General features: G+C 29.3%; 9 protein-coding genes. 5 read left to right on the top strand and 4 right to left on the bottom strand.

Going from position 1 to position 12,744, the window contains the following annotated elements; genetic code table 4:
- Nucleotides 1-22 precede the first annotated feature (22 nt).
- From MAGA_RS01345 to MAGA_RS01330, 4 genes are all read left to right on the top strand, one after another.
- Nucleotides 23-2,326, top strand: a complete 2,304-nt coding sequence (locus tag MAGA_RS01345; protein WP_013021900.1) for a leucine-rich repeat domain-containing protein — start codon at nt 23-25, stop codon at nt 2,324-2,326.
- A gap of 19 nt (nt 2,327-2,345) precedes the next feature.
- Nucleotides 2,346-3,731 (top strand): leucine-rich repeat domain-containing protein, encoded by a 1,386-nt coding sequence (locus tag MAGA_RS01340; RefSeq protein WP_013021899.1) that lies wholly within the window; start codon nt 2,346-2,348, stop codon nt 3,729-3,731.
- Complete coding sequence (locus MAGA_RS01335; RefSeq protein ID WP_013021898.1) at nt 3,695-5,779, top strand: S41 family peptidase; 2,085 nt, start codon at nt 3,695-3,697, stop codon at nt 5,777-5,779. The genes MAGA_RS01340 and MAGA_RS01335 overlap by 37 nt, the downstream gene beginning before the upstream one ends.
- 121 nt (nt 5,780-5,900) lie before the next feature.
- Complete coding sequence (locus MAGA_RS01330; RefSeq protein ID WP_013021897.1) at nt 5,901-7,334, top strand: DNA recombination protein RmuC; 1,434 nt, start codon at nt 5,901-5,903, stop codon at nt 7,332-7,334.
- Nucleotides 7,335-7,413: 79 nt separating this feature from the next.
- Here the strand turns inward: MAGA_RS01330 and MAGA_RS01325 are convergent, their stop codons facing one another.
- The 3 genes from MAGA_RS01325 to MAGA_RS01315 form a co-directional block, all read right to left on the bottom strand.
- Complete coding sequence (locus MAGA_RS01325) at nt 7,414-9,015, bottom strand: dicarboxylate/amino acid:cation symporter (RefSeq protein ID WP_013021896.1); 1,602 nt, start codon at nt 9,013-9,015, stop codon at nt 7,414-7,416.
- A complete protein-coding gene (locus MAGA_RS01320; RefSeq protein WP_013021895.1) occupies nt 9,008-10,357 on the bottom strand; it encodes an FAD-dependent oxidoreductase in 1,350 nt (449 codons plus the stop codon). The genes MAGA_RS01325 and MAGA_RS01320 overlap by 8 nt, the downstream gene beginning before the upstream one ends.
- A gap of 206 nt (nt 10,358-10,563) precedes the next feature.
- Nucleotides 10,564-11,181, bottom strand: a complete 618-nt coding sequence (locus tag MAGA_RS01315) for a variable surface lipoprotein (RefSeq protein WP_226876321.1) — start codon at nt 11,179-11,181, stop codon at nt 10,564-10,566.
- A 165-nt stretch (nt 11,182-11,346) separates the two neighbouring features.
- Between MAGA_RS01315 and MAGA_RS01310 the strand changes: the two genes are divergently transcribed.
- The gene (locus tag MAGA_RS01310; RefSeq protein ID WP_013021893.1) at nt 11,347-11,652 is read left to right on the top strand and encodes a PTS transporter subunit EIIB; all 306 of its coding nucleotides are present in this window, start codon (nt 11,347-11,349) and stop codon (nt 11,650-11,652) included.
- A 43-nt stretch (nt 11,653-11,695) separates the two neighbouring features.
- On the opposite strand, the gene MAGA_RS01305 is transcribed toward MAGA_RS01310, so the two are convergent.
- The gene (locus MAGA_RS01305; RefSeq protein ID WP_013021892.1) at nt 11,696-12,598 is read right to left on the bottom strand and encodes a BspA family leucine-rich repeat surface protein; all 903 of its coding nucleotides are present in this window, start codon (nt 12,596-12,598) and stop codon (nt 11,696-11,698) included.
- Nucleotides 12,599-12,744: the final 146 nt, after the last annotated feature.

The following is a 12,744-nucleotide window of genomic DNA, read 5'->3' as shown; positions in this document are numbered from 1 at the left end:
CAAAGCCCTTTAGAGGAACTAAATGAAAGCAAAAAAATATTTAAGAAGACATCTTTTTATTGCTCCTTTATTTATTGCAGCTCCTTTAATTTCTGCAAAATGTGGCAATTATGAGCCTAGCACTAAAGTACTTTATGATCTTCATAGATTAAAGCTTGAATCGGTAGAAGATGAATCATTAGAGCTTATTAAAAACTATGAAAATAAGCTTTCAAATTTTTGAAGCGACAGACAAGCTTTAAGAGTGCTAAATAAAGTGACTGAGCAAGTTAAACAAATCGAAAATAAGGCTGAGCAAGAGTTAAAAGAATATGTTGAAGATACTAATAGTACTGTAGAACAGGAAGATCCGGAAGAAAAGGACTCTTCTGTTCTTACAGCTAAAAAAGCTTTAGCAAAATTTGACAGAAATTCAAAAGAAGTAAAAATTCCTGCTGAATTTACTAAAATTGGCAAAAATGCTTTTAGTACTTTTTACAATTTGGAAAAAGTGGAACTTCATGATGCTGTTACTATAATAGATCAAGGTGCTTTTGATAACACTAATTTAGACAGCATAACTTTACCTAAGAATCTACAGGTTTTAGGTGGCTTTGCTAATACATTTATTAAAAATATAGAAATTCCGCAAAGTGTTAGCAAAATTTTAAAAGGTTCATTTGATAATACTAAGATTGCAACTGTAAAATTACCAGACAAGCTAACTGAATTAGGTGGATTTAAAGCCACAAGCATTAGAGAGTTAAGTTTCCCTGAAACTTTAACTAAGATACATGAAAATTCATTTGATGAAACTCCTATAACCAAACTCAAATTTAATAAAAACTTAAAAGTTTTAGGTGGATTTAATACTCTACATAATTTAGAAGAAATTGAATTTAATGAGCAATTAGAAGAAATTTTAGATGAAAGTTTTTTAAACTTTAATCTAACTGAATTAAAGTTTCCTAATTCACTAAAAGTGCTCGGTGGTTTTAAAAAATCTAATATTAATAGCTTGACACTCAATGATGGACTAATTGAAATAAAACCTAATGCTTTTGCTGAATCAAGAGGTATTAAAAGAATTGACTTACCTGAATCACTTAAAAAATTAGGTGGTTTTGAAAACACTAGCATTTTAGTGCTAAAGCTGCCTCAAAAGCTTGAATCCATTTCAAAAAATGCCTTTGATAAAACCTTAATAGATAGTCTTACATTGCCTGATTCTTTAGTTTCATTTGGTGGCTTTGCTGAAACAGCTATTTCTGAAATTAACTTGCCTAAAAACTTATTACACATTGAACCTAATACTTTAGATTTAAGAGTGCCACAGGCTAAAGAAAATAAATTAATATTGCCTGAAAAATTAATTTCTTTTGGTGGTTTTAAAAACTGAAATATAAAAGAAATTACTCTTCCTGAATCACTTAAAGATATATGAGCTGAAACATTAGATTATAGTGCTGTTTCTACTCTTGATTTACCTAAGAATCTTCACTCTTTTGGCGGTTTTGCTGGCACTAAAATTAAAAATATTTTACTTCCTGAGCAACTTAAAGTGATTCATCAAAATACTTTGGATGGAACAGAGCTTAAAGAAGTCAAATTGCCTAGTAAATTAGAGACTTTGGGCGGTTTTGCAAGTACATTAATTACTAAATTAAAAACACCAAAATCGCTTAAAGTTATTCATAAAGAATCATTTAGAAACTCTGAATTAAATAGAATTAGATTGAATAAAGGACTAACTGAATTAGCTGGTTTTGAAAACCTAGTTAATGTTGAAGTAATTACTCTACCTGAAACACTAAAAATAATTCATGATGGCACTTTTTCGAATAACAGATTAAAAGAAATTAAGTTGCCTAGTCATTTAAAAGTGCTTGGTGGCTTTTCAGGCAAAGAGTCTGGAATTAAAGAAGTTATTTTGCCTGAATCACTAGAAGTTATTACAAATAGTGCGTTTAACTACAATCCACATATTACTAAAATTAAGTTACCTGAAAACTTAGTTGAAATAAATGGCTTTAACTCAACTAACATTAGCGAATTGATAATTCCTGAAAAGGTAATTAAAGTAGGTGGGTTTAATGAAACACTAATTAAAGATATCAAACTACCTGAAAACATAGAATCATTTGAAGGCTTTCACGAAAGCAAGATTAAAAAGTTAATCTTGCCAAAGTTTATTAGATTTACTGATATAAGCAAATCGCACTGAGGCGCTTTAGAAGAAATCGAAGTTTATAGTAAATATCTAGTTAAGAGCAAATGATGGAATGATATGAAAGAAGATGATTTTAACCAATTAATTAAATTGGTTGATAAAACTAATGTTAATTAATAAAGGAGATAAATAGTATATGAAAAAGTTTGGATTAGTGCTTTTGCCAATATTAACTTTTCCTGCAATAGCAGCTGCTTGTGATAATAAGGATAAAGCCCAAAAAGATTCTAATAATCCTGGTACTCAAAATATCGATTCAGTTGCAGCAGAACTTCAAAAACTAAAAGATGAGCTTCAAGATGAAATAACTAAAGCTTCAAGCAAACGTAATCATTATCTTGGCGACTATACTGATTATGCTTTTGAACAATCTGCCAAAGTAATTCAAGCTGCTGTGAATGCTCACAATAATGCAAAAACAGCTGAGGAAGTTAAGGATGCTATTACAAAATTAAAGGCTGGAATCAAGGAAATTGATAGTTACTATGCACTTTCAAGAGAAGAAAAGCAAAAACTTGCTAAAAAAGATTTTGATAAAGCACTAAAAACCACTAAAGAAGCTAAAGCAAAATTAACTAAACCAAGTGCAATTGAAGTATTAGATAATTCAATTGCTAAGGCTGAATCAAATAAAGAAGGTGATCCGCACTATTTCAAAAATCTGCTTGAGTGAACTTCTGAATATCAAAAAGCAATTGACGAAGCACAAAAACTAGAGAAGAAAAGTGATGAAGAACTTTGGGCAGCGTATCTATTAAGAGAATCTAGCATTATCAGCAAATTTGAAAGAGAATTTAATACAAGTAATCTTTTTGATGACAAAGTAACTGAAATTAAAAAATTGTTTGAAGTTGCTAAAAAGAATGTAGGCAAAGAATACAAAAAGAAAGAAGCAGAAATAAGAAAATCTATAGCTGATATTTTAGACAAAATCAACAAGGAAGCTATTACAATTGAAAAATCTAAAGAATTGGCTAGAAGTGTATCCAAAGAGGGTGAATTAGTTATTCCTGATCAATATAAATACATTTTATCTGGTGCTTTTGCTAAAACAAGAAATATAAAAAAGGTTAAGTTTGGCAAAAATCTAGAAGTGATTGAATCTGAAGTTTTTGATAATTCAAGTGTTGAAGCAGTAGAATTTAATGACAAGCTCAAAACGCTAAATGGCTTTAACAATACAAAAATTACTACACTAAAACTTCCTAAAGCATTAGAGAAATTTGACGGGTTTAAGGGAACTAAAATTGACAACCTTACTTTACCTAAAACATTAAAATCTATGCTTTTAAGAAATGGAATTTTAAAAGAGATAACTTTTGAAGATGATGAGGAATTTAAGAATATTACATCTAAAACTGAGTTTGATAAAGTAGTTATAAACAAAGAATTATTCCCTTCATTAGAAAAAATCTTTGTAAAAAGTGAAGAAGCCAAGAAAAAATTGATCGAAAAACTAAAAGCAAATGGAAATGGTATGAATAAATGAGAAGATATAGTTCAAATAAAACCAACAAAATAAAACTTCTTAAATTCATTGTTCCTGCTTTCTCATTTTTGCCAATAGCTATTTCAGCTTCATGTGATAGTAGCTCATTTAGCAGACACTCAGTAACTAATAAAGTTGCTGATGACTTAAAGTTTGATAAATCATATTCATTTACTAATCTTTCTGATGAATATAAAAATAAAGATCAACAAATAAAAACATATAGACATAAAGAATCAGAAGATCTTTATGTCAATGTCAATGAATTTTTGACAAAGCTAAATGGAATTTTTAATACTTCTGAATTAAAAATTAACAAAATGTCTGATGGTGTCTTTGAATGATCTAGAGGCTCTAATAAAGCTATATATGATACTAAATCAAACGTAATTAAGATGAACACAACAGGGGCTTTTTTCCTAGTGCGTGGTTCTTCAACTACTGATTATTCTAGAAACATAAAAGAATTAGAGCAAAAAGTAACTAGATTAGATAATGAAGAATTTAGCACTCTTGACTTAGGCAAATATGGCATGAGTATTAAGGAAGTAGATGGCAATATCTTTATGCCTTTTTCCCTTTTTAACCTGCTTTATGGCTCACAAAGCTACTATAACATTTACTTTAACAACGATAAATTTATAGGTACTACTGTTACTGTTAATAAAGACTCAGATCCTAAAGAGTACAACAAAATTATGACTAATAGCCGTAACAACACTAAGCAAACAGTTAAAGAAAGAATTAATACTTACAACTTCCTTAGATTCTTATTTGATAATTTTTACGGCATAAAAGAGAAATTTTTAGAAAAAAAGAATGCTAAGGATTTTGACGAATACTTCTCTAAAACAGTCATAAAAGGCACAGGAATAATTGATCCAAATGAAGCTAAGATGACTTTGAAAGAAAGAATGCTAAGCACAGATGCACTTGTTAATGGTAGAGCTTATACAGACTTTTATTATAAAGAATTAAATGAATTGCACAGCTCAATTGAATCAGGTTCATACTTTCATCCAGCAGACTATAGAGCTGAGCCTTTTGGTCAGGCACTAAGTGGAAGAGTGAATGAATTTGTTTATTACCTTAATACCTTAGGCAAGCTTCGCCTTGGTATTTTAGAAGAAGATAAGAATAAGTTTGTTAATTTCCACAATGATATAGCAATTATCTACCTTGATAATTTCAATGTAGCTAGTGATGAAGATATTAACAAGCCGGATGCTCATACTAAAGATAGTTATATTTTAATGTCTAAAGCCATGAAAATGATTAAAGAGCATTCAGAAAAAAATACTCCTATTAAGCGTATTATTTTAGATTTATCACTTAATGGTGGTGGAGCAATTGTTGCAATGAAAAAAGTGGCTGGATTTTTATCAAGCAAAGACCAGCAGCTTTATACTTATGAAAAAATTAATAAGATTCTAGATTATTCAAGATTTAGAGTTGATATTAATAATGACAAAAAGTATGATGAAAAAGATAATACTAATGAATATAAATGATACATTCTAGCTGGTGTTGATACATTTAGTGCTGCGAATTTATTAATTCATATTGCCAAAGAAAACAAATTTGCAACTATAATTGGCAATAAATCTGGCGGTGGAATGTGATCAATTTTACCTCTTGTTATTCCTGATGGCACTAGTTTTAAATTTTCATCTAATAATGCCTGAATATCATGAGTTGATAAAAAAATAGAAAAGCCAGAGGACTTGCCTTATACTCAAGATGGTATTGATCCTGATATTGAGATTCCTTATTTTGCTTACTATAACTATGACATCATTGAAGCTTATTTAGAATCTAAAGAAAAGGGTGATGCTAAATATCATAAATATGAAAGAGGAATCAAAACTAATGCCTGGAAAAGAGTAGCTGATAATATTGAAGTTCTTCTTAATGCCATTCAAGATGAATATAAGAAAGAACAATTTAGCAAAACATTTGAAGAAAACAAGCTAAAAGATTCTGATTCAATAGATGAAATGCAGAAAAAGATAGAAAAAATTGAAGAATTATTTAGATTCGTTGAATTTCAATACAAGTTAGAAAACTCAGGCTTAAGATAAAAAAGTCTAAAAATAAAAACTCAAATTGCTGAGTTTTTATTTTGCTCTTTTAATGCTGTTTTATTGATAAATCTGGTTTGGCAAAAAGTAAAAATATATAATTAAAATAAAAAGGAGTTATATGGAAGCTATAAACATAATTTTACTTACTTTAAGCATCATAATTGTGCTTTTACTTGTGTCAATTTTAGCCTTGTTTATTATTAAAAATAAAAACTTAAAAAATAATGTAAGTAATGAGTTAAGTGCTGATGATAAGTTTTATATTAATGACAAATTTAGCTCAATAAAGGATGCACTAGTTGATAAAATTAATGATTTTGAAAATAAATTAATAAGGGATTTAGCCCTAAATAATCAAGCCTTTGTTAATAAACTAGTTCAGTATGAAAAAAGCACAGCTGAATTAATTAATAAAAAAGATTCTGAAAGAGCAATCCAATTCAATGATTTTAAGGTGCAACTTTTTGAAGAGTTAAACAACAAATTTGTTAGTCAAAATTACTGGCTAAATGATTTTGAGAAAAAGTTTAATCAAACAGTTAGCTCAAATTTAAAAGAAATAAATGAGAATAATGCTAAATCATTTAATGATATTAAAGAAAAAATCGATAAGCATTTTGAAGATACATTAACTAAGCATATTAAAGAACAATTTGGAAATATTCAAGTGCAAATGGATAAAGTTGGCAAAGAGATGGTCAAGTTCGAGCAAATGCAAGCTAGTGTGGATGACTTAAACAGAACTTTCTCAAACAACAAAAAAACAGGGGAATTTGGTGAATTTACTTTAGAACAAATCTTGGAAGAGCACTATCCAAATGAAAAAAATAGATTGTGATTTAAACAATATCAAATTAATCCTGGCAAAAATCAAGAAGCAGTCGACTTTGCAATGAAAATTAAGTCAAGGTCTGAAAATGAGGAAGTTGAACAAATTATTCCAATTGACTGTAAGTTTCCAAAGGAAAAATGAGATAGGTATCTAGATTCAAAAAGTGCATCAGAAAAAGAAGTTCATCTTAAAGAGCTTAAGAAAGCCATTAAAGAAATGGCTCAAAGCATTAATGAAAAATACATTAAACCAGATAGAAAAACAACTCCTTTTGCCTTAATGTATGTCCCTTCGGCTAGTGTTTATTTAACCTTAATTCAAGATATGAATTTTGTGACTGAAATTCAAGATAAGCTGAAAGTTTATATTCAAGGTCCACAAATAATTATGGTCTTTATTTACTCATATTTATTGCAAAATAACAGTTTCCAAGTTGAAAAAAATATTGAAAAGCTAAAAAATATATTTCTAGATGTGCAAAAAAATTACAATACTCTTTATAAAAGAGTCATTGATGGCTTAGACAATTTGGACAAATCTAGAGACAAATTTGTTTCAGTTGTTAATACTGCTAATAAAATTACAAATAAAATAAATACAACAGCTAAGTCACTAGGCATTTCTAAAGTTGATATTAATGAAAATGTGGAGAAAAAACAAGCAAAATTGGGACTTGATAGCAAGTCAGATTATGATGAAGCTGAAGACACTATTGTTTAAGAATAAGGGCATAAAAAAACAAGTGTTTTTAATAACTCACTTGTTTTTTTTAATCCTGTTTTATAGCTTTTTTGGGCAATTATTCTTTAGGTTTTGATTCTTCCGTTTTGGCTTTTAATTTATTTAGCTTTTCTTGTTTTTTAAGTTCTATTTTTGCTTCTTTTTCTATTTTCTTTTGTCTAATTAACTCTTGCTTTGCTAATAATTTAGCTGAAAGAATGTTTGATTCAGAACTTACCAAGCCTTCATTTTTAGCAACTAAAGTCGCTACAACAGCTCCCGAAGTTACATTGACTCCAGTTCTTCCCATATCGAATAAGCCATCTAGCGAACCAACAATTGCATAAACTGGACCAAATCAAGCACCTAGACCTAATCCACTAAGTACACCAGAAGTTAAAACTGTCGCAGTGCCAGGAATGCCACTAATACCTAATGAAGCCACTAATGTGATAAGCAGTGCTAAAATGAAAAATACCACTAAGCCTTGTGAATGAATTGCAATGTCATTAGTGCCTGTTCATAATAAGCTAGTTATTACACCAGATTGCACTCCTGCACAGCCCATTAAGCCCATTGTTGTTGATAAAGGTGTAACTGTTGAAACAACGCTGTCATCAAGCTTTACATCTTCTTTTAATGTTTCCATTGACATTGGCAGTGTTGCATTTGAAGACTGAGTTGCAAAACCTTGAATTAAAATTTTGGCACAGTGTCTTCATCAAGCAATTACATTTACTCTGTTTATTAGTAATAATAGTGTTAAGAAAACTAATGAAATTGTTAAGCCTAAGTATCCTACTCCTAATACTTTGCCAATTGTTGCTAAAGCTCCAATTGGTTTAGCTATAACTGATGAAGCGATCATTGACATAACAGCTAGAGGCATAATTTTCATAAAAGTAGTTAATATAGATGAAACAATAGTTCAAGCACCATCCATAAAGTTTCTAATTTTTTGCATTTGCTCAGGCTTTTTCTTTGACAAAATTTTCACTGAATGGCCAAATAAAGCTGCTATGACTATCAATGAAATAACCATAGTGCCAGCTCATGGGCTAATTATATTGCTTGGTAAGTATTCTCAAATTATTACTGGTAATGGTTGTGTTTCTTTTGGTAATTTTTTATCAGCTACATTCTCTAGACTTAAATTTGAGCCTTCGCCAATTTTAATTGCATAGCCTATTCAAAATGTTACTATAAAGGCAAAAGCTGTATTAAGTAATAATAAAGCAACACCTTTAAGCGAGATACGACCAACATTTTTATTACCAGGACGCGAAACTACCCTAAAAATAGCGATAAACACCACTGGAGCAGTAAGCAATAAAATTCCATTGATAAATATATTTTTAGCTAAGGAAACTCAAATATTAGTTTGCTCAGCTCATTTTTGATAACCTGGATTTTGCTCTTTTATTAATTCCCCGCCATGTTTAATTGCTGGCTTAAACTGATCAACTAGCCCAAATTCAGGAAATTTGTTAATTCCTTGCACAACTATTCCAAATGCTAAACCAATTGCAAGTCCAATTAAGACTCTATAAATAAATTTTAATTTAAAGCGCTTAAATGTAAATCATAGTCCTATCTGGATAGCAAGAAATAGAATAACTGCTAAAGCAGCCTGTCAGCTACTTATAGCTAAGAACCTATCTAATAAAACATTATTACTCATTATTCTCCTTTAAAAGCTTCTCTATAGCAATATGGAATATGTCAACCACTCTTGCAAAAGGCGGTGAGTAGACTAAATCAATTTGTGCTAGTGATTTATCTAATTTAATTTGGTTTCAGATTAAACTAATTAAAAAATTAATTCTTAAAACTGAAAGATTAGAGCCATACATTTGTGCGCCCAGAAGTGTATTTGTTTGCTTATTAACAATTAATTTTAAGGCTAACAGTGTTGGATTAGGATAGTAGCCTGGATGGTCTTTGTCTTTAATAAACACAGTTTTAATGTCATAACCTAAAGCTTTAGCACTATTTTCATTTAGCCCGCAAGAAGCTAATTCGGCATCAAATGATTTAACTATCGAGCTTTGAATATGGCCAACAAATTCATTTTTTATTCCTAAAATATCATCAGCAACTACTTTAGCAAACTTACGAGCAATAGTTGCTAAAGGCGTATAGCCATTTTCATTAGTTAGCTTATTTAATGAAGTAGCACAGTCTCCGCAGGCATAAATATTTTCTATATTGGTTCTGCCTTGATTATTTACTACAATTGCGCCATTGGAAAGCATTTTTAATCCAGAATCATTTAAAAATTCAGTTGCTGGCTTAAATCCAATTGCAAATATGACTAAATTAACTTCGAATTGCGTATTATTGTCAAAATTAAGAGTTAGTGAATTGCCATTCTCACTTAGGTTAGTTAAAGCACAATTTTTGTAAATTGTTACATTATTCTTAAGCAATTCTTGCTCTAATAATTCACTTATTTCATTATCAAAAACTTTGGAAGCTAACATAGAAGCCTTTTCGACCAATAAGACTGTTTTATTGTACTTGGCAACCATTTCAACTGCTTCTAAACCAATAAATCCTGAGCCAATAATAGCTACTTTTTTAACATTATTGTCTTTTAACTTGTCTTTTAGATTAACCGCATCATCTAATCTAGTAAGAGTATAAATATTTTTATTATTAACAGTAGCAAATGAAGGAACTATAGGCTTAGCGCCAGTTGCTATAACTAATTTATCATAACTAAGACTATGTTGTTTATTATTACTTACATAATAAACTTCTTTATTTTCTGAATCTATCTTATTTACAGTACTATTTGGATAAATAGTAATATTTTGCTCGCTAAATTCATCTATAGTTCTAGCCAATAAATCATTTTCACTTACCTCTTCATTAGCAACAAAATAAGGTAAGCCACAAGCACCTAATGAAACATATTTTTCTTTTTGTAAAACAATAACTTCAGTTTCTTTGCTTAATTTTCTTATCCTGCTAGCTATAGTCATACCACTAGCTGCGCCGCCAATAATTACCACTCTCATAAACTCTCCAAAATAGCAAAAATGCAATTTATGACTTAATTTTAATATAAAAATGCAACTTTTGATATTTTTGTGTAAAAAAACAGGAAATGAATTAATACGTAGATTTTCAATTTTTTTGTCTATAAAGCACAAAAATAAAAAACACACCAGTGTGGTGTATTAATATACAAATTAAATAGATTTATTTAAAAATATGCTAACGATTACACTTTTCGTATAACTGCATCTATTTCGTCAACTATTTCATCAATATGATCTCAAGTTGATGCTGTATCTAATTTTTTCTCCAGTTTTGATTTTAATAAATTAAACTGACTTTTAAGTTGTTTTTGAGTCGATTCGTCTTTTGCATTTTTAGTAATTTGTGTTTCTATATCTTTTAAGATTTTTTGAAACTCGTTCTTAAAATTTGTTAAGTCCTCTTCATGAACTTTGTCATATCATCTGCCAATATCATGACCTGATGCGTCAACATTATTAACTGGTCTTTTATCTGCTTCTGACTTTATAGCCTTTTTCATAGGCATATCAGACATTTCACTTTCAGTGATTTTCTCGCTCTTTATGTCCTTTTCGCTTGTTTTGGTTACAGATTCAGTATTACTTTTTTCTTTTTTACTCTTAGTGTTATTGTTTTTATCATTATTAGTTGATTCATTACTATTTTTTAGTTCACTGGTCATTTTGTCTTTTTCAGACTTGTTTTTATTCATATCTTCAGGCTTTGCATCAGTATTGCATTTAGCTGCTACAAATGGTAATGAAATAATTGGAGATAGTGAGGTTAATAATAAAAGTTTAGTTTTTCTCATATTTTTCATTTGTAAGTTATTGTTAAAAATTAAAGGCTTTATTTTATATGAATTATAAATAACCAGAGAGAGAGAGAGAGAGAGAGAGTCAGAATTTATGGAATTGCTTCCATAAATAGGAGTTATGCTTTATATGTAATAAAATTGTGTATGTAAAGAGTTAGAGGTATAACTATGACTAAAGAAACTAAAATGATAGATACTAATAATGAACAATATAATCAACCAAAACAAATAATTTCAGCTTTAGGTGGACTAGATAATATTTCTAAATATCGTAATTGTGCAACTAAGCTTAGATATGATATTGTTGATAAAAATTTAGTTAATAAAGATAAATTAATTGAACAAGGCGCAAGTGGCATAAATTTTGTAGGTGATAATCATATACAAGTCAAATTTGGCCTTAAAACAGTCAAATTGGCCAAAAGCATTAGAGAACTTAGAGATAGTGAAAAGTTAGATAAAGAAAGACTTTAATTAAAAAAATAAAAAATGTGGCCTGTTGTTTTGGCCATATTTTTTATTTTTGTTCGTTTTTTATTTCTAATAAAGTTCCTTCATTGAACTTTGGTTGTTTTTCTTTAGCTCATTCTTTTTTTGCTGCTTTAGCAAATTCAACAGCATCTTTAACTGATGAAACATTTAACTTTGATAAATCTTTATCAAATGCTTTTGTCTCGTAAAACATTTTTCTCATGTTTGTTACGTTCTCAGTGTTTCACTTTGTTATATCTTGGTTAAATTTTTCTGCTTTATAGAACATTAAGCTTGTGTTGTAAACACCACTCAAGTCTCATGATAAAATATCTTGGTCAAATTCTTTTGTTCCTAAAAACATTTTGTTTAAGTTAGTTATTTCTTTAGGTAACTCAGTAGGAACTTCCTTAACAGTTATAGGCATTTGTGCAACTCTAATTGTTTTACCATCGTCATAGTATCCAATTTGAACTATTTTAGTTGCATCTTTCGTTTTTACATCTGCTGATAAATCTTGAGCATCAGTTTCTTGTTGTTTTCCTTCTTTATCAACATAAATTGTTTTTTGCATACCAGCAACAACTTTGCCTAATTCCAAATCCAATTTATCTGAGCCAACTTTGAACATGATTGTTTGACCTTCTTGTTCTTTTACTGGTCTTTTTCTAGCTTCGTCAGCATTAAATAGTGAAATTGTTTCTTTTAGTGATGCATCATTAATGCTATCTTTTAACATAGTTAGAATCATTGTGTAATTTTTTGCACTGCTTATTTTGTCTTTTATATTGTTATTTCATGCTTCTTTAACTTTTGCTAATGCAGGATTTTCAGCTGGTGTTTCAGTTGGTTTTTTACTATCTTCAGTAATGTCGCACTTTGCAGCTATAAAAGGAATTGATGCTAATGATGCAGCAGAACTACCTAATAAAAATTTAATTTTTTTCATATTATTTTTTTCCTCCCGTGTTCATATTTTTTTTCTATAATGTTCAGGCAAATTTTAACAGAATAGGGGGGGGGCAACTATTTTGCAAACTTTTTGCAAAAAATTTTTTTCTAGTTTTTCATATTCAAACAAAAAAGTGAACAAAC

Origin of the sequence: Mycoplasmopsis agalactiae, from assembly GCF_000089865.1 — a bacterium.
GTDB lineage: Bacteria > Bacillota_I > Bacilli_A > Mycoplasmatales > Metamycoplasmataceae > Mycoplasmopsis > Mycoplasmopsis agalactiae_B.
Note: the sequence above shows the minus strand (reverse complement) of the source record. Positions and strands in the feature narration are given on the sequence as shown.